The 19,373-nt window shown below is 62.2% G+C and carries 11 protein-coding genes and 1 pseudogene; 7 read left to right on the top strand and 5 right to left on the bottom strand.

The window, feature by feature from the left end:
• Positions 1–86 precede the first annotated feature (86 nt).
• Positions 87–2,264 carry a bifunctional alpha,alpha-trehalose-phosphate synthase (UDP-forming)/trehalose-phosphatase gene (locus JO015_14150; protein ID MBW0000239.1) on the top strand — a complete coding sequence of 726 codons (2,178 nt, stop codon included), beginning with the start codon at positions 87–89 and terminating at the stop codon, positions 2,262–2,264.
• Between the two features lie 1,293 nt (positions 2,265–3,557).
• On the opposite strand, the gene ftsH is transcribed toward JO015_14150, so the two are convergent.
• Entirely contained in the window at positions 3,558–5,546 is a 1,989-nt protein-coding gene (gene ftsH / locus JO015_14145; protein ID MBW0000238.1) for an ATP-dependent zinc metalloprotease FtsH, read from the bottom strand.
• Positions 5,547–5,635: 89 nt separating this feature from the next.
• On the opposite strand from ftsH, the pseudogene JO015_14140 reads away from it, so the two are divergent.
• Positions 5,636–6,817: pseudogene (locus tag JO015_14140) on the top strand (transposase).
• Between the two features lie 172 nt (positions 6,818–6,989).
• Here the strand turns inward: JO015_14140 and JO015_14135 are convergent.
• Complete coding sequence (locus JO015_14135) at positions 6,990–8,420, bottom strand: hypothetical protein (protein ID MBW0000237.1); 1,431 nt, start codon at positions 8,418–8,420, stop codon at positions 6,990–6,992.
• A gap of 387 nt (positions 8,421–8,807) precedes the next feature.
• On the opposite strand from JO015_14135, the gene JO015_14130 reads away from it, so the two are divergent.
• The 3 genes from JO015_14130 to JO015_14120 are packed head-to-tail and all read left to right on the top strand — an operon-like array spanning position 8,808 to position 9,901.
• Positions 8,808–9,131: a hypothetical protein gene (locus JO015_14130; GenBank protein ID MBW0000236.1), complete on the top strand. Its 324-nt coding sequence runs from the start codon at positions 8,808–8,810 to the stop codon at positions 9,129–9,131.
• A gap of 9 nt (positions 9,132–9,140) precedes the next feature.
• The gene (locus JO015_14125; protein ID MBW0000235.1) at positions 9,141–9,404 is read left to right on the top strand and encodes a hypothetical protein; all 264 of its coding nucleotides are present in this window, start codon (positions 9,141–9,143) and stop codon (positions 9,402–9,404) included.
• 2 nt (positions 9,405–9,406) lie between these two features.
• A complete protein-coding gene (locus JO015_14120) occupies positions 9,407–9,901 on the top strand; it encodes a Uma2 family endonuclease (GenBank protein MBW0000234.1) in 495 nt (164 codons plus the stop codon).
• 382 nt (positions 9,902–10,283) lie between these two features.
• Here the strand turns inward: JO015_14120 and JO015_14115 are convergent, their stop codons facing one another.
• Both JO015_14115 and JO015_14110 read right to left on the bottom strand, forming a co-directional pair.
• Entirely contained in the window at positions 10,284–11,477 is a 1,194-nt protein-coding gene (locus tag JO015_14115; protein ID MBW0000233.1) for a response regulator, read from the bottom strand.
• A complete protein-coding gene (locus JO015_14110; protein ID MBW0000232.1) occupies positions 11,474–15,094 on the bottom strand; it encodes a PAS domain-containing protein in 3,621 nt (1,206 codons plus the stop codon). Before JO015_14110 ends, JO015_14115 begins: the two co-directional genes overlap by 4 nt.
• A gap of 208 nt (positions 15,095–15,302) precedes the next feature.
• Here JO015_14110 and JO015_14105 point away from each other — a divergent pair, with 208 nt between their 5' ends.
• Entirely contained in the window at positions 15,303–16,064 is a 762-nt protein-coding gene (locus JO015_14105; protein ID MBW0000231.1) for a slipin family protein, read from the top strand.
• A gap of 397 nt (positions 16,065–16,461) precedes the next feature.
• Here JO015_14105 and JO015_14100 read toward each other — a convergent pair whose 3' ends face one another.
• Positions 16,462–17,634 (bottom strand): MFS transporter, encoded by a 1,173-nt coding sequence (locus JO015_14100; GenBank protein ID MBW0000230.1) that lies wholly within the window; start codon positions 17,632–17,634, stop codon positions 16,462–16,464.
• Positions 17,635–17,701: 67 nt separating this feature from the next.
• Between JO015_14100 and JO015_14095 the strand changes: the two genes are divergently transcribed.
• A complete protein-coding gene (locus JO015_14095) occupies positions 17,702–18,805 on the top strand; it encodes a LacI family DNA-binding transcriptional regulator (GenBank protein MBW0000229.1) in 1,104 nt (367 codons plus the stop codon).
• Positions 18,806–19,373 lie beyond the last annotated feature (568 nt).

The following is a 19,373-nucleotide window of genomic DNA, read 5'->3' as shown; positions in this document are numbered from 1 at the left end:
TCAAATACCGGGCGGCGCACTTCAAAAAATTACTGCCCGAGGGCGGAAACGGCGTTACCGTCACGGGAGCCCGGTTCCCTGCCCGAATGCCAACAACCCTGATTAACGTTTCGAATCGTCTCCCCGTAACAGTCGGAGAGGATAAAATCACGAAATCTTCGGGTGGCCTTGTGGCCGCTTTGGAAGGACTTTCCAAACACGAGTACAAAACGACTTGGATCGGTTGGCCGGGGGCCACCTTCTCCGATCCGGTGCGCCAGCAGGAGGTCGAGCGCGTGTTACGCGACGAACATGGCTGCAGCCCCGTCTTTTTGGAAAAGGAAGAAACGGACGCTTTTTACGAAGGGTTTTCCAACTCGAGCATCTGGCCTTTGCTGCATTACCTGCCGAACTACATGCATTATGAACCGGCGTGGTGGGACCATTACCAGAACGTGAACCGGCGTTTTGCCGAGAAGGTAATCGAAAATGCGCAGGACGATGACCTGGTCTGGGTGCATGATTATCAGCTCATGTTGTTACCGGCCTTGCTGAAGGCGGCCGCTCCTCGTCTGCGGGTCGGGTTCTTTCTCCACACCCCCTTCCCTGTTTATGAAATCTTTCGGTGCCACCCGCGTGGTCGCGAACTGATCGCCGGGATGCTCGGCGCAGACCGGATCGGCTTTCACACCTTCGGCTACCTGCGCCATTTCTTCGCCACGGCGCAGCGGCTCCTGGACCTGGACCCGGAACTTACCCACATCCGCACGGGCGGGTACTCAACCGCGCTGGGCGTGTACCCGATCGGGATTAACGCGCCCAAATTTGAAGAAACGCTCAACTCACCGGAGTTCGCCCGGCGTCGCGAGGAATTCTGTGCCGTTCACGGAGGCAAGCAAATCGTCCTCTCGGTCGAACGGATGGACTACACGAAAGGCATTCTCCATCGCCTGGAAGCCATCGACCAGTTCCTGGCCGGTTCGAAGCGCACCGACGACGTCCGGTTCATCTTTGTCAGCGTGCCCTCCCGGGAAGGCATCGAGGAGTATCAGGCGTTGCGCGAAGAGGTCGAAGCCGGGATTGGACGGCTGAACGGAAAGTATGCCACCCTGCGCAATAGCCCGATCCATTTTATCCACGGCTCAGTCGAGTTCACCGACCTTTGCGCGATGTATTCCCTGGCTGACGTCGCGCTCGTGACGCCCCTGATCGACGGGATGAACCTGGTGGCGAAAGAATACCTCGCCTGCCAGCGCGACAACCCGGGATTGCTGATCCTGAGCGAGTTCGCCGGCGCTGCCGAGGAACTCTTCAACGCTTTCCTCGTCAATCCGTACGACGCGCGGGCCGTCGCTGAAACCCTGGATGCGGCCCTGATGTTATCACCCGATGAAAAGCGGGCGCGCAACCAACCCCTGCGGGAACGCGTGATGCGTTATGACGCGCAGCATTGGGCACGGACCTTCATCAATGATCTGGCTGCCAGCCCGGCTTCGGACTCCACGGTCGCCGGGTCCGACCTCATGGAAGCCCGCGCCGCCATCACGCACGCTCTCTCGGAAAACAAGCGCCTGGCCCTCTTCCTGGACTACGACGGCACCTTACGGGAGATTGAACGCGACCCCCAGGCCGCAGCTCCCAGCCCCGTGATCGACGCCTTGCTGCGTAAGTTGCAGGACCGCCCAGGCGCCGACGTTACCCTGATCAGCGGCCGCAAGCAGGAAGATCTCGAGAAATGGTTCGGCGTTTATCCGTTCAGCCTGATTGCCGAACACGGCGCCAGCGCGCGCCGGCACGGCCAAAAGGAGTGGGAGCAACTGGATCGCACCGTCAGCTATGCCTGGAAAGCGGAACTCCTCCCCATCCTGCACCTGTACGAAGAGGCAACCCCCGGCAGCTTCGTGGAGGAAAAGCGCACCTCGCTCGTGTGGCATTATCGCCAGGCCGATCCGCAATTCGGTGCCTGGAAGGCACGCGAACTCGCGGAGGAACTGGTCGCGCTGACTGCCAATGCGCCGATCCAGGTGCGCCGCGGCCGGAAAATTGTCGAGGTCACGGCGGCAGAGGTAAACAAAGGAGCCGCGGTGGCCCGCCTCCTGGAGCAGGATCAGGATTATGGACTCGCGCTCTGTGCCGGTGACGACCAGACTGACGAGACCATGTTCCGGCTAAACTCGCCCCGCCTGCTGACCTTCAAGGTAGGCGACGGGCCGACCCAGGCGCGCTACCGGGTCGCCGGTCCGGCCGAGTTCCGGCAGTTTCTCCAGGAAGTCTTCACCGGGTGAGCCACGATGCCGCAACCATAATGCCACAAATGCCACAAGCGGAAAAACGCCACAAATGACGGAACCGCTTTTTCCCGGCGGGGAGACAGGATCGAGTTTGTACCCGTTATGCCATCCCGACGGCCATGGAGGAAAAATTTTGTCTTCCTTCCCGGGTGCCCTGCCGGCGTTAGACCTGCCAAACCGTATAAACGGTCTGGGCTCAACGGGCCGGCAGACGGTTTGATGGCCTGAAGGGCCTAAGGAACTTAGCCCAGGGTTTCACCCTGGGAAGGCGTTTTCCCCCAAACCAGCCCTGATGGGGCGGCAGAAGGCGTCGCTCGCGGGTTCTGCCGCCACTTCAGGGCTCGATTGTGAGTTGACGGTTACCCAGGGTAAACCCTGGGCTAGGTTCTCTTGCCCCTTCGGGCCGTAAGACGGTCACGGCTCTCCCCGTGCTGCCCTTAAAAGGGTGGATAAAGCTCCAGGGTAAACCCCACTGCCATATAGTTAAGGACGGCAGGCCGGGTATTGCTGCTTTCGTCCCGGAGGGACAGCTGATCCTATACCATGCAGGCAGCTATCTCGGTAGAATGCCGGCTCAAGGGGGTGTCGCCGCCGGGTGATGCTCCGCACTTGGTTCAATTGGTCTTAGGCCCAACGGGCCGGCAGAACCTAGCCCAGGGTTTACCCTGGGAGATCGTCAAATCACGATCCAGCCCTCCTAAGGCGTCACGCCTTTACGCCCTCCCTAACAAACACCCGCCCCGCCGGGTTGGATTTGCTGAAGGGGCGGCAGAAGGCGTCGCTCGCGGGTTCTGCCGCCCCTTCAGGGCTCGATCGGGGAGGGGTGCGTTCCCAGGGTGAAACCCTGGGCTAGGTTCTGCCGGCCCGTTGGACCTAGACCGTTTATACGGTCTGATAGGTGTAAAGCTGGCAGGGCACCTCAACCCCTGGGGAACGCCCGCACGCACAGACACTGAAGTCCCTGGCTAACCTCAGCCATCCCTGCGGGACGAAAGCCCCCCACCCGACGGCCCTTAACTAAATGGCAGTCGGGTAAACCCTGGGCTATGTTCCAGCACCCCTTCGGGGCTGAAATCCGGTCGAAATGTGACCGAGATAATTGTCTGAATGGTATAAGTCCGATTCAACCCGGTACAGAGCATCCTCTGGCGCCGACACCCCCTGCGCCGGCATTCTACCCAGATACTGTCTGAGTGGTATTACTCGTTAGGCGCTGCTCACCACGCCGCCACGCGCCACTGCATTTGCGGCATTTTTCCGCTTATGGCATTTGTGGCATTTCTTCCCCTACTCGCCAGTCCCGACCACGACCGGCGGGAAGTCCGCTGGCTTTTCCGCAGGTACGGGCTGTCCGATGAGGCGGTAGAAAGTTTCGCCGTCCACCGATTCGCGCTTGAGCAACTCGCCGGTGACCACTTCAAGCTGATCCCGGTGCAACGAGAGGATTTCGCTGGCTTCCGCGTAGGCTCGGGCCAGGATGCCCTTTACCTCTTCGTCGATTAGACGGGCAGTTTCGTCGCTGCAATCGCGCTGCAATTCAAACCCCTTATCCGAGGTGTACATCGGCGGCCGTTGCGCCGTCGTGGCCAGCCCGATCTTTTCGCTCATCCCGTACAGCGCAACCATCTGGCGTGCCAGAGCGGTCGCGCGCTCAAGGTCGTTCTGAGCACCCGTGCTTGGCTCGTCGAAAACAATTTCCTCGGCTGCGCGGCCGCCGAGGAGGCCGCGGAGGCGATCCTGGAGCTCTGAACGCGTGAACAGAAACTGGTCTTGCGCCGGCAGTTGCAGGGTGTAGCCGAGCGCAGCACGGCCGCGGGGGACAACGCTGATTTTGTGAACCCGGTCCGCCCGCGGGCTGTACGCGGCCACCAGGGCATGCCCAACCTCGTGGTAGGCGACGCGCCGCTTTTCGTCTTCGCTCAGGCGGCGGCTCTTGCGTTCCGGCCCGGCCACGACCTTTTCGATCGCCTCTTGGAGATCCTGCTGGTGAACTTCCGTCACGCCCCGGCGAGCCGCCAGCAGGGCCGCTTCATTGAGGACGTTTGCCAGATCAGCACCGGAAAATCCGGCTGTGGCATGGGCGATAGCCCGCAGATTTACGTCCCCGGCGAGCGGCTTGTTTCGTGCGTGCACCTTCAGGATCGCTTCCCGGCCGTCCAGGTCCGGCGCATCGACCAATACCTGCCGGTCAAACCGTCCGGGCCGCAGCAACGCCCGGTCCAACACCTCCGGCCGATTCGTAGCTGCCAGGATGATCACTCCGGCGTTAGCCTCGAAACCGTCCATTTCGACCAGCAACGCGTTCAGCGTTTGCTCTCGTTCGTCGTTAACGGCACCGAGATGAACTCCCCGCTGGCGGCCGATGGCGTCCAGTTCGTCAATGAAGATGATGCACGGCGAATGCTGCTTGGCCTGTAAAAACAGGTCCCGCACACGAGCGGCCCCAACCCCGACGAACATCTCGACGAAATCACTCCCGCTGATGCTGAAGAAGGCGACCCCGGCTTCTCCGGCAACGGCCCTCGCCAGCAGCGTCTTGCCTGTACCCGGCGGCCCGACCAGCAGTACCCCTTTCGGAATCCGCGCACCAAGCTTCTGAAAGCGTGGCGGATTCTGTAAAAAGTCGACCACCTCCTTGAGCTCTTGTTTCGCCTCCTGGCAACCCGCCACGTCATCAAACGTCACGCCCGTCTGCTTATCGGCGATCAGACGTGCGCGGCTCTTTCCGATTCCAAGGATTCCCTGGCTGGCCGAGCCCAAGCGGCGGCTGAGAAACCACCATAGACCGAACATCACCAGGATCGGAAGGACCCAGGAAGTCAAAAACTGGGACAAAACACCCGGTTTTACAGCCGTGTATTGGACGCCGTTCGACTGGAGGTCATGGACCAGGTTCGGGTCTTCGACCCTCACCGTGTGAAAACCGAACTGGTCCGCTTTCTTGCCCGGCGGGCTCGTTTCCGCGCCCGGATTTGCCGGCGAAACGCCCGGCTGCGCATTCGCGCCGGCACCCGGGCCGGCCGGTCTCGGGACGACCACTCCATAGATATCGCCGGGCCCGACGAAAGCCTGGGTTACCTCGTGACGAGCCACGTGATCCTTGAACTCGCTGTACGGAATTGTCTTAACGGCTGAACTGATGATCACGTCCTGCCACAACCAGAGCACCAAAAGCATGCTTCCGAGATAAACCAGCCATCGTCGCCAGTTCGGCTCGATGTCTCCGGATTTCGTCGGTTTGGAAATCGGCAGATTAATGCGAGGCTTGGATTTCATCAAAGGGGGAAGGAACCTCGCCCTTCAGGGCGGGGTCGAGGGTTAAGGGTTGGGTTGACTTTACGCATTGACATGTTCCTTTGTCAGGAATGCAGGTGGGCTACCGTTCCCGCTTCTACCCCACGCCCGAACAGCAACACCTCCTGGCCCGGACCTTTGGTTGCGTTCGCTACGTTTACAATTGGGCGCTGCGGCTTCGAACCGACGCATGGCACCAGGGCAAGCGGATCAATTACAACGCCACCAGCGCGGCATTGACCCAGTTGAAGCAGGCCAAGCAAACCCAGTGGCTTAACGAAGTGTCCAGCGTGCCGCTCCAACAGGCGCTGCGCCACTTGCAGGGCGCCTTTGCCAACTTCTTTGAGCAGCGGGCGGCTTACCCGACCTTCAAGCGCAAAGGCCAGAAGCAATCGGCGGAGTATACCCGATCGGGCTTCAAATGGGAGGCGGGAAATCGCAACCTGACCATTGCCCGGTTGGGCCGGCTCAAAATTAAATGAAGCCGCGCGTTCACTTCTGAGCCGACCACGGTAACGCTGAGCAAAGACCCGGCGGGCCGTTACTTCGTGTCGCTGCGGCTGGAGGAACCCGTTAAGCAACTGCCGGCGGCCACGGCCAGCGTGGGCGTGGACTTGGGCATCAACCGCACGATGACCCTTTCGGACGGCACCCGGTTTGGCAACCCGCGCTACACGGCGAAGTACGCCGCGGGGTTGCGCAGGCTCCAGCGGCGATTGAGCCGAAAAGCTAAAGGCTCGTCTAACTGGCGCCAGGCCGAGCTTAAAGTGGCCCGTCTTCACGCCAAGATCGGCGATTGCCGCCGAGATTTTGCGCACAAAGCAACGACCCAGGTGGTTCGCGAAAACCAGGCGATCCACCTGGAAGACTTGTCGGTGCGCAATATGATGGCCAACCGTTCCCTCGCCCAAGCCATTGGCGACTGCGGTTGGTTTGAGCTCACCCGCCAATTCAGCTACAAAGCCGAGCGGTACGGCAGGAGGCTGGTCAAGATCGACCGGTTCTTTCCCTCCTCGAAGCGGTGTAGTTGCTGCGGGCACATTGTGGAAACGTTGCCGTTGGATGTGCGGCGCTGGAGGTGTCCCGAATGCTCGACTGAGCACGACCGGGATGAGAATGCAGCGAAAAACATCCTGGCCGCCGGGCAGGCGGTTGCGGCCTCTGGAGGGACCGTAAGACCCAAACGGGTTTCGATCCGGTTGGGCAAGTCCCGTCGAAGGAGGAACCAGCCTGAAATCTTTAGCGCAAGCTAACATGGTTTTAGGAATCCTCGGCCTTCAGGCCGGGGAGGATGTCAAGCGTCGGCGCTTTCTATACGCCTGGCTGTTCCCGCACGGATTGCGGATCCGGCCATAGTTCTACATTCCGGGAAAAGTTGCTCCTCCAATGCGGCCCCCAGGCAGATCCTCGTCCGCCATCGTCTGGTCACCTCTTAAGGTAAACGTCCACCCGGCGATTACTTTGCGGGTCACGGGCGGACGAATCTTTTCTGAGAACCAGGTAGTCGCCACTGCTTCCCATCAGTTGGTCGACGGGATTTTTGATCCCTGCCTCTTGCAGGTAGGCGGCAAAGGACTCGGCGCGTGACCGCGCAAAAAAGTTGTTTTCCAGCTGCGTGCCGGTGCCGTCGGTGCAGCCGACCACGACCAGATGCCGCTTGGACATGCCGGGTTTGCGGAGCAAGGCAACCAGCCGATCCAGATTCTGAATGCTGCTCCGGTCAAGGGAACCAAATTCCCGGCGGTTGAAATGGAAACTCAGGTTCACCCGGTCGCAGTGGCGCAGGACGTTTCGAACTGCGGGGTCAGCCTCGTCTTTGAACGCTGGTTCGGCCAACAGATCCTCAGGCGCGCCTTCGACAGCGGCGGCCGGCGCCGGAGAAGGCTTTACCGGGTTCGGCACAACCTCTGTCCGCACCGCCGGGCCATGCGCGCTCTGCACGTCCGGCGCCTGCGCGGCCGAGCCGGGAGTCGGCGCTACCTCCGCCGGCGGGCTCGGCGTGACCTCCGCTCGCACCGGATTGCGTTTCGCTTCCAGAATGGTGAGGTTCATTGGCGCCAGCGCAGCCGCGTAACCCGGCGCGCTGGCCGTAAGGACCACGTCTGAAGAATCAGCCCGCTCCGGCGTTCCGTACAGCCGCCTGCCTGCGCCATCGAGGTGCACCCCTGCCGGGAGGTTCCCCTGTACGCTGAGGGTCGCACCCTCCATCCCGGCCGGTCCGATGCCGATAGGCACTTCCAAAGGTTCCCCGACGCGACCCAGGACGCGAGGTTCCGCCCACAGCATCAGACTGGCCGGAACCCCTCGTTTCTGGTTGACCACTATCGTCGTCGAGGCCGACGCGGGTCCGAAGCGCGACGACTCCGCATGCAACACCACCGGAAACGAACCGGGGCTCTGAACCGTGCCGTCGAGGCGCCTGTCCGAAGCATTCAGCAGCATTCCAGGCGGCAACTTACCTTCCGCCGTAAGCGTTACATCGCCGGCTGCTGACGGCTTGACCGCAATGGGGATCTGAACGCTCTCCCCAACCGATGCCATCACCTGGGGCGGAACTTCCAAAACCAGGTTTTCGGGACCAGCCGGGTTGGTCAACAGGTAAGCAACCCCGGCCACGAGCCCGATGGTTAACAAAATGATAAGCGCGACGGGAAAGAGCAGGCGACCTCCCTGCGGATCCGGCGCCCCGAACGAAGTGAGAAAAACCGGATCGGCCGTGGAATTGCCGGCCGGGCTTAACGGTTCGTGGCACGTCGGTGCCGGGCAGATCGGCTCGGCCCCCGGGGGCAGCTCGATCGGTTCGCCGCCGTCCGCAAGGTCGCACTTTCCGAAATTATCACACAGGTAATAAGGCATCAGTGGTATCTATAGAGGTAGAAGTCAGGCCCTCGGCCTTATTCGACCGGCCACCCCGCCCATGCCAATCCGGAAGCGGACACGGGCGCAAGACTCACCATCCTAGCAAAGCTTACCCCACCTTCAAACGACTCTTGCAAGCTCCAGCGTTTGTCGTGCGATAAAAAGCGGCGTACCGGCCATTCCGCATATGCGTCGCGGCCCGGTGTTTTGCCGGGATAAAAGATGCAATGCGATTGCAGGCGTAGACTCGTTCTACGTGCATCCGAAATCGGGCGATCGTCCCTCACACCGGCCGGCCGGCACATCATCAAAGGGGGAAGCAACCCCGCCCTTCAGGGCTTGACGTCACCCACATTTTGGGGTTGAGAACTCCTTTTTGCCCCTATGAGCCAGACGCCCTGCTTCGTCCTGCCGGAACTCAACAGCTGGGCCTACCAGCAATGGGGCCACACCGCCTTGGGCGACGCCCGGCTCACCCAGCGCGCCGTGCTGGTGGGCGCCGCCGTGGCCGCCTGTAGCGGCCGCAAAGGGTTCCGGAGCCCGACTTTCAACGAAACGGTGCGCGTGGCCTTCCGGCTGTGGGCTTCCCGCCAGTGGACCGACGAGGAGATCCGCGCCGCGTTCGATGAGGAACTGGACGGGACACGGGGAAGGGATAAACAACTTAGCCATTTGATAATTTTTCAATCTAAAAAAATTTCGAATTAATAAAGCAAAATGTCGACCACCGAACCCCGACTAACCTGGACCAAAGCCGTGCCCGAGCCCGCGGAACTGCACGCGGCCGAGTGCGCTCAGTACGTTTTCGAGATTAGCGCAGCGCTTGAACCCGGCAGGGGATACCTGCTGCACGTGTGGCATACCTGCCCGGTGGATTGGCCCCTGGGGGTTTGGGAGATGGACGGTTTCAGCTTGGACGAAGCGAAGCAACGTGCCGAACGCTTGGCCAATGAGCGCGTGCCGTTTATCGTCGAAGGATAGCCATGAGCTTGCCCGAAACGGTTGAAGTCCACAAACTCACGGTCCGGGAGTTCCACGCCTTGGAAGCGTTCCTCTCCCCGGACCGCCGCCACGAACTGCTCGACGGCCAGATCTACGTCATGTCCCCGCCCGGTAACCCGCATTCCAGCGTCTTGGACGAACTGGACGACCAATTCCGCATGCAACGTCGCCCCGGCCTTTGCGTTTCGTCTGGGGGGCTGCGCCTGAGCGAAACGACGGAGTTTTGGCCCGACTTGTGTCTGCTGGAAACCCGGCGCCAAGGCGGCGGCAACCCGGCCGCCCGCACGGCCCGACTGGTCGTCGAGGTCTCCGATTCGACCCTCGATTACGACACCGGCGATAAACGGCGGGCTTACCAGGCCGCCGGCGTGCCCGAGTACTGGGTCGTGGACGTGCAGGGGCGCCGCGTGCTGCGCCACCTAGCGCCGGACTATGCCCCGGAGGCCTTCGAGCCGCCGGGCGCTTTAAGCCCCTAGGCCTACCCGGACGTGTCGATTGATATCGGGGCGTTGTTTTCGTAACGCACCCCGGGTTTTCTCCTCGGGAAAGCGCGGAGGCCTCGGCCCGGGCCGGCCATTCGCTAACCCGGGCCAGCCCGGGGTCAATCCGGGCCAGCGTAGACTGACCCGGAACCGTATGGGGTGTAGTGCGGTGAGGACACGGAGCCAGTCGGACCGCAGCGGCCGAGGGCCTCACGTCGGCGTCTCAGCGTTTGCCGTCGACGCCCGCCACAGCCCGTTGACGGCCTCGACGCATTCCCGGGCAAAATAGAAGGCCCAACGCTCCACCAGATGGGCCGCAGCCTGCGGGGTGGCGGGAGAAGACCGCCGGCAGATCATAACGCCGCGACCGCATGCATCAGCCGACAGAAACCCTGAGGATCGAGAAATCATCGGCCAGGGGGCCGCCACCGGAAACGCCGATCACGTGCCGGTGCACCGCGTCAAGGTCCGGAGGATCGCCGGCCGCGCCGCTGGCCAGGTATTCGACAAACCCGTTGAACGACCAGCGGCTTCCCCCCGGTCGCCGCACGTCGTAAACGCCGTCGGAGAAGACGCACAACTCGGCGGGCGCGACCCCCGCGAGCACGGTGCTGGCATAACGGGTACCCTCAAAACATCCGATCGGCGGACCTCCGGAGTCTAATTTCACACGTGCGCCGGTGGGCATGCGGACAATCGTCGCCGGGTGTCCTCCGCCCGCATAGCGCAATGCGCCATCCGGCAGGTGCAGGACCCCGTAGCCGATGGTGAAGTAGAATGAGGCGTACCGGCGCATTGAGTATACCTCGTTCAGCGCGGTCAACACCTCTCCCGGGTCGCTGAAATCGATCCCAGACAGGTTACGGTTCCGCAGCGTGTTCAGGATGGAGACCGAGTGCAGCGCCGGGCCCACGCCATGGCCGCTGACGTCGAGCAGATAAAACACAAAGTTTTCCTGATCCAGCCAATGATAGCCGAGGGCATCTCCCCCGAGTTGGGTTGACGGGATCATCCGCCAGTCCGTTCGAACCTGTCCCTTCTCCAGGCGCGCAGGCAGTAGCGACAAAACGTATTCAGCCGCCCGCGACAGTTCCGCACGCAGCTTAGCCTGGGCTGCCTGCAGGGCCCTGAGGGCTGCCTCGACCTGGCGGGACCGCTCTTCGCTCTCCTGGCGAAGCGCCTTTAGCTTGAGGTGCACGTTCACCCGGGCTTCAACTTCTTCGATGTGAAACGGCTTGCTGATGTAATCAACGGCGCCTGCTCGGAAGGCGCGGACTTTGTCAATCGTTTCATCGCGCGCGCTGAGAAATACGACCGGCACCTCGCGCATCCGCGGGTCGGTCTTTAACTGCTGACAAACCTCGTAGCCGTCGAGTTCCGGCATGTTGATATCGAGCAAAACGAGGTCCGGCGGAGAGCTCCTCGCCGCTTGGAGCGCCAGCTTCCCGCTCAAAACCGGCCGCGTCTTGAAACCGCGTTCGCGCAACATCTCCGTGATCAGCCGGAGGTTTGCCGGCGTATCGTCCACGATGAGAATATCCGCCGGGAACGACGCGGGCGTCAGGTTCATGCCTCGACTTCTCCCGGTTGCAAGAGCGCGAGCATGCTGGGGTAATCAAACCTTTCAAGGCGTTCGCGCAGCCGGCCGGCGATGCCCGGAGCCTGGGTTGCCGCTTCATCCAGCAAGCCCAGGAGTTCATCGAAGTCGGCGCGGATCGCTGCCTGGTGCAGCCGTTCCCGCAGACCGCTCGAGAACGCGCCCGCGGCCTCGGTCGACGCAACGGCCCCCTCCGCGCCGTATCCTTGATCATCCGGAGAATCATCCGAATCATCCGGGGAAAGCTTTTCAAAGACGTATTCCGCACCGGCTAACCGCCCGATCTTCTCCAAGAGATCCCGGTTGCGAAATGGTTTGCTGAGAAAATCGTTTGCCCCTGCTTCGATCGTCTCACGACGGTCATCTTCAAAAGCGCTCGCCGTCACTGCAATGATCGATGTTGCGGCCCCACTCGGCAGTGCACGAATCCGGCGAATCGCTTCACGGCCATCAAGCACCGGCATCCGTAAATCCATCAGGACGACCTGCGGCAGCCACCTTGAAAATTCCTCGACTGCCTGCGCACCGTCTCCCGCGGTGATGGTCTCGAAACCGGCAGATTGCAGCACCTCCTGGAAAAGTGTTCGGTTCTCAACTTTGTCGTCGGCGATCAGAATCCATAAAGGCCGTTGTCCGGGCCGCAGGCGCAACCCGCGCCCGTCGTCGTGCGCTTTGAGCCCGAGCGTCGCCGGGTTACCCTGCTCGACGATGAGCTCGAACCGGAATGTGGTTCCCTGCCCGGGTTCGCTCGCGACCTGGATGTCACCGCCCATCAATCGCACAAATTCCCGGCTGATCGCGAGGCCAAGACCTGTCCCTTCGCCCGACTGCGCCCCGGCCGCCGTCTGCTCGAACTGCCTGAAAAGTTTCGGCAACTCTTCCGTCGAGATACCGGGGCCGGTGTCTTCAACCTCACCGTACAGCCGCAACGATTTCCCCGGCCCGTCAACGGCTCCCAACCGGGCGATCACCCGGCCGCGTTTGGTGAACTTTACGGCGTTGCCGATCAGGTTGATAAAGATCTGCCGGAGCTTGCCTTCGTCCGCGTACACGAACTGCGGCACGCGGCCGGTTCGCTCCACGCCGAACCGGATCTGCCGGGCCTCGGCGCGGACCCGGAACATGCGCTCGAGGTCGTCGAGCATCGCGTAAAGATCGAAGGTGCCGGGTTGCAGCGTGATCCGGCCGGCTTCGATCTTGGACATCTCGAGGATATCGTTGATGACCGTTAGGAGATGCTCGCCGCTCCGGTTGATCGTCTCCAGGTGGCGCCGTTGCGCCGGCGAAAGCGCGGCATCGCGCATCATGAGTTGCGAAAAGCCAAGGATGGCATTCATCGGCGTCCGGATCTCGTGCGACATTTGCGCCAGAAAAATGCTCTTCGCCCGGTTTGCCGCTTCTGCGGCGGCTTTAGCCTTCGCGAGTTCGTCCTCCAGATGCTTCCGGTGCGTGATATCCGTCACGTGCCCGTTCCAGAGCGTGGTTCCATCCGGCACGCGCCGCGGAACGGCTTCAGCCCGCACCCAGGTCATTCTGCCGTCGGGGTGGCACACCCGGAGGTCCTGGGTGTAGCGGGCCAGCGTTTCGGCCGAGAGGCGCGCTTTCTCGTCAATGAGCGCGGCGTCCTCCGGATGGAACGTTTCGAAAACGGTGCTGGCGTCGCGCACCGCGTCCTCAGCCTCCACACCGATCAGGTCCTTGACGCCCTCGCTTGAAAACGTAAATGAAAGGGCGCCATCCTGACCCATGACGCATTGGTAAAGGGCGCCCGGAATGCTGTCCGTAATGTCTCGAAGCCTCGACTCCGCTTCCTGGATACGCTGTTCCGCGCGTTTCAGCTCGGTGATGTCCACCGCCAACACGGCAAGGCCGGTAACTTCGTTCCTGGCGTTCAGGATGGGATTGCAACACGTCCGGAAATGGCGGCCCGACCGCGCGCGACCGTCCTCGTCACTGACCATGGTGCCCGTCTCCAGAGCGCGGCGGATCAACTGCTCGTAACGGGGCAGCGTCTCGGGAGGAAGCAATGCCGAATAGTGCGCCCCGATAACTTCGGACACCTTCTTCCTGAAGCGCGCTGCGGCAACCTCGTTGCAGGTGAGCACCCGCCCGGTCGCATCCAACAACAGGACGCTTTCCGGTGTGGCGTCGAGCACCGAGGCCAGGGTCTCATGCTGCTCGATAAGCTGCGCCGTGCGCGCCGCCACCGTCTCCTCGAGGTGCTCGCGGTGCTGCCGGAGCTCCTCGTCAGCCTGGCGCCGGGAAGTGATGTCCCGATGCGTGCCGACCATGCGCAGAGGAGTTCCGTCTTCAGCCCGCGAGACAAGACGGCCCCGGGCCAGGATCCAGCGACAGGAACCATCCTTCGCCCTCATCCGGTGCTCGGTCTCGTAGCCCGTCTCCGCCACGCCGGAGAGGTAACGGCTCACCTCTGAAGTTACCCGTTCGAGGTCATCGGGATGAACGCGCGACACCCATTCCTCGAACCGGTTGGCCAACTCGTGCTCCTCAAAGCCCAGTAACGCCTTCCACTGCCTGGAGAAGAAGACCTGGTTCGTTTTTACATTCCAGTCCCAGACGCCGTCTCCGCTGCCTTCAAGCGCGAAGCTCCAGCGCTCTTCGCTCGCTTTCAATGCGGCCTCGGTTCTTCTGCGGCGTTGGACTTCACGCGCCAGGTGCCGGTTGGCAACAAGCAACGTCACGATGACCGCGCCGATCAAGGCCGGCACCGCGACGGTCAAAACCCGCTGCAGCGAAATGCCTTCCTGCCGGATACTGATCCAGCGCCGCCGAATGCCCGCTTGTTCCGCAGGTGTGATCGCGTGGATTGCCTTGTTCAGAATGGGTATGGCTTCCGGCCAATCCTTTCGCACCGCGATCCGGAACGGCGCCACATACGGCGTCTCGCCGGCAACCTTAAGGTTGCCAACGCCGAGCGTCTCGAGTGCATTCGTCGCCGACGCCAGGTCACCGATGAACGCCTCGGCGTTTCCCAAGGCAACCGCGCTGATCGCGCTCCCGACGTCATCCCGCGGCACCAGCGGGATCTCAGGGTGATCCCGCTTCAGGTACTCGTGGATCGGCCAGTTGCGAGTGATCGCGACCGGTTTGCCCGCGAGGTCCCGAAGGGCGGCAATGTGCTGTTCGTCCGAACGGGTCAGAATAACCAGCGGAAGCTCAAGCAATTCATCGGTGAAAAGGAGAAAGGCTTCGCGCTCCGGCGTGTCTGCGGTAAGGAAGGACAAGTCGCATTCCCGGCGTCGCAACTGCTCGAGGCTGTCGCTCCAGGAAGCCGCCGCCACCGGTTTGACGTCAACGCGGAGGTGGCTTTCGATCAGCCGCTTGTAGTCAGCCGCCATCCCCTGGAATTTCCCTCGTTCATCAGTCCATTGGAACGGCGGTGAAGGCCCCCCGGCGGCGCGCCAGACCGGGTGCATCTTCAGCCATGCCTGTTCAGCCCGGTCCAACTGGAGCTCACCGGCAGCCTCCAAGGGACAGACCAGGACGGCAAAAAGCGTCAGTGCGGTCCAAACAGGTTCAAAACGCCACCACCACGCAGGCGGTGCGCTAACGCAAACATCATCGTGCATGCAGATCACCGCTCGTTCGAGCTCGAGCGGGAGTCTGAGCCATAACCGTGGTCCGGTTCAACCCTATTGTTGAGAGGATACCCAACCCTTCCGTCAGGCGCCAACCGGGTGCCATGGGGGATCTTTATGCGCCGAGGTAAGCGCCCCCGAAGGCCGAACCTGGACCGGACGAGTTCCGCAGCGTACCTTGTCCCGGAAAGAAACTACCATGTTGGAGAGAGCCGCAGATGCCTTGGTTTGGTTTATCCCGCTCATCATTTTGTTGCTGTTCCTGCTGCCGCAAACCCTCCGCGTCCTGCGTGAGTATGAACGCGGGGTCATCTTTCGCCTCGGAAAGCTGATCGGGGCGAAAGGCCCCGGACTGATCGTGCTTATCCCGATTGTCGATCGCATGGTCCGTATGGACCTGCGGATCGTCACCATCGACGTGCCGCGCCAGGAAATCATGACCCGCGACAACGTCCCGGTGACGGTCGATGCCGTCGTTTACTTCCACGTCACCAACCCGGAATCTGCAGTGGTGCGGGTTGAAAATTACCTTCGAGCCACCTCGTTGCTCTCGCAAACGGCGTTGCGCAGCGTGCTCGGACAGGCCGAACTCGACGAAGTCTTGTCACAGCGCGACAAGATCAACCTGACCCTGCAATCCATCATCGACCGGCAGACCGACCCGTGGGGCGTCAAGGTGACGGCGGTCGAGGTCAGAGATGTGGCCCTGCCCGACGGCATGAAACGGGCCATGGCCCGCCAGGCCGAGACCGAGCGCGAGCGGCGCGCGAAAATAATTAATGCGGAAGGCGAATATCAGGCGGCGGAAAAGCTGGTCCAGGCCGCTGGGATGATCGCTGCCGAACCGATCGCGCTGCAACTGCGCTTCCTGCAAACGATCAGGGAAATCTCGAGTGAACATAACACGACCACGTTCGTGCCCGTGCCGATCGACTTGTTCGCGCCGTTCATAAAGAAATAACCGGGAGAGTTCGGAGCTCGGGGGCGTCGTAGAACCGGGTCCGATCTCCCCCGAAGGCCAACACGCACACGGCGGGTTTGGCGGGCACAACGTAGGAGTTCACACGGCGAACACGGCGGGGAGAAGAATGCCACCAATGAGGGCTGCGGGTTAGGCACGCCGGGAATCTACGCCGTCTTTGTCCCGGAGCGGCGGTTGGCGGTAGCCGGGAACTTTAGTGCCAAGTACTCTCGCCGCCGCTCCGGGGCAAAGACGGCGTACTCCTTGCCAAGTGCCGAATTCAGGGTCGGGTGCCAAGTAACCCCCTCTTCCCGCCGTGTTCGCCGTGGCTCGCCGTGTTCGCCGTGTGAACTCTTACGTTGTGCCCGCCAAATCGCCGTGCCCGCCGTGTGACCCGTTACCCGCCTCTTCCCACGACGCGGCGTGCGAAGACGGCGACCACCGTGCACCCGAGCGCCACCAGCCCGAGGCCGAACCTGAGCGAAACCAGTTGGGCCGAAAAACCGATCAGGGGCGGGCCGACCAGGAAGCCCGCGTACCCGAGGGTTGCCACGGCCGCCACACCTGAACCGGCACTTTGCCCGGGCAAATTACCGCCGGCCGAAAAAAGCACCGGAACGGCGTTGGAAAGCCCTAAACCGCAGAAACCAAACCCTAAAACGGCCACGGGAATCGCGGAAACGGCCACGGCCAGGAGCAAGCCGCCCGCAGCCAGAACCGCGCTCGAACTTACCAATGCGGCGGCGCCGAACCTTTGCCGGAGCCAGTCGCCTGCAAACCGGCCGGTGGCCATCGCCACCGAAAAGGCGGAAAAACCGAGCGCGGCCAGGCTCGCGTCGGCACCGAGGACCCGGTGCAGGTAGACCGCAGTCCAGTCGAGCATGGACCCTTCGGCCATCATCACCAAAAAGCATAACAGGCCCAGGATCACCGCCAGCCCCTTCGGGAAAACGAACGCGGCGTGACCGGGTGCGCCTTGATCGACCGTACTGGCCAGGAGGAACCTCAAAACCACCAGACCGAACGCGCCGAAGCTCAGTCCCACTGTGGCCGCTTCCGCCAGCGGATGCCCCGTTGCGCGCAACAGGGCTGCGCCGCCGAGCGCACCCGTAAACCCGCCCAGGCTGTACATGGCGTGATAGGACGACATCACCGGTCGTCCCAAAGCCTGCTCGACGGCGATCCCGTGTGCATTCATCGCGACATCCATCACCCCGTTCACCCCTCCAACGACTAACAGCGCAAGGAATAACAGGCGGGCATCCGGCATGGCCATCGGCAGCAAAATCGCCCCGCAGAGACCCAACGTGGAGCACCGCACTACCGGAGCACTTCCGAACCGGTTGACCAGGCCGCCCGCCAAGGGCATGGCCGCAATCCCGCCGACTGCCATGCCCAGAAGGCAGAGGCCGAGCTGGGCCGGGCCGAGGTGCAGTTTCAGCTGCACCAAAGGGATCAGCGGCGCCCATGAACCCATAACGGCGCCGTTGATGAAAAAGACGGCGGCGATTGCCCGGCGGGCCCGGGCAACCGCGGCTGAAGGAGCCGGAGGGACAAACGGGGCATGCATAATCTATCTTTAACGTTAAAGTCCGTTTTACTTCCCATGACACCCGGCTATCGTCAAACGCAATTGTGTGACGCGTCCCATCCCCCCTGCGACCCCGGCCAAGTTGACCCTCAAGGCGCTCGCCGCGCGCCTCGGCGTCTCCGCCATGACCGTCTCAAATGCCTTTAACCGGCCCGACCAACTGTCGCCGGGGTTGCGCTCCCGGATCCTGCGCACCGCCAACGAACTCGGCTATGATGCGCCGGCCCCTTCCGGCCGCATGCTCCGGACCGGTAAAGCCCACGCCCTCGGGCTCTGCTGCCCGGACCCGATCAGCCATCTTTTCGCCGATCCGAATGCCGCCGAGTTCATGAAAGGCATCGCCGAGGTTTGTCAGGAACGCCAGGTTGCCCTCACCATCCTCCCGGGATTCGCCGATGCCGGTCACTCCTCCGCCCTGGACAGCGTCGCCCTCGACGGCATCATCCTTTACGCAGCCCCTGACGCCGGCCCCTTCCTCGAGCGCGTTCTTCGCAAGCCGCTGCCCATCGTGACGGTGGACGGTAAACGGCGTTCCGGCTTGCCCAGCGTCAGCATCGAAGACCGTCCGGGTGCCCGTGAAATCGCGGACCTGGTTCTGGCTCACGGCCATCGACGCTGCGCCGTGTTCGGGATGGAGATTGATGCAGGGATGCAGTCCCGCCCGGTTACCTTTGCACAACTTGAAAAAGCCGCCTGCACCGTCACGCGGGAACGGGCACGAGGCTTCCGCGAAGCTTTCGACCAGCACAGCGTCGCCGTTGAGCGCGTTCGCTGCTTTGAGGTCTTTCGTAACGACGCAGAGCAGGCGTATCTGCTGGCCCAGGATCTGTTTGAAAACGAAAAAAAGCAGCCTACCGCAATCCTGTGCATGAGCGACCGCATCGCGCTCGGAGTCATGGGGGCGGCCAGAGCGTGCGGCTTCAAGATTCCCGGCGACATTTCAATTACGGGTTTCGACGATATCCCGGGCGCGGCGATGGCCGATCCGCCGCTGACCACCGTACGGCAGCCGGCGCGTGGTAAGGGCCGGACTGCAGCCCTGCTCCTGCTGCAAAATCGCAACGAGGCCATCCGGCTGCCGGTAGAACTCGTGGTCAGAAAGTCAGTCGGCCCAGTCCCGCTTATACCGCCGAACCATTGGCCCGATTAGCTGACACGCGCCAAGCCGGGCCGTTCCCTTCTTTGCCGGCTACTTGTTACGCGTTATTTTTTCGTTGCGTTGCCCGGTGCATCTCGCTAGTCTCCGCTTGGTTTTCGCGCTTCCGCCCTCCAACCCCTGTGCGCAACCCCTCCGCATGGGCGTTCGTTAGCGAAAGTAGTTCTATCAAATCCCGAAGTTCTGCCGAGTCGCAACCGTTCCGTCCCCATGCGAATCTTACCCCTGCTTTTTCGAGGCGCCGTCTGGCCCTGTGCGGTCGTGGTCTGGACCGCTGGTTTTCTAAACCGGCCGCCGGTCGAGACGGCGAGGCTCACCCCACTGGTTGAGCGACCGGAGGCGGGCCGGCCAATCGGCGGCACGATGCTCGTTGCGGCTTTGGCGAGGTCGCATCCTCAGAACGGTCGTCCGCATCCGATGCGAGCGCCACGGCCCCTCCCCGATCGGCTGCATCCGGCTATGGGGAAGAATGCCTGGAAATAGACGGCAAATAGACGGCACCGTGGCTGCGCCATGAAAGCCGTCGCGGCCGCTTGGTTCGAAGCGTGCGCTGAAATCCTGG

It is taken from the genome of Verrucomicrobiota bacterium, from assembly GCA_019247695.1.
Lineage (GTDB): Bacteria > Verrucomicrobiota > Verrucomicrobiia > Chthoniobacterales > JAFAMB01 > JAFBAP01.
Note: the sequence above shows the minus strand (reverse complement) of the source record. Positions and strands in the feature narration are given on the sequence as shown.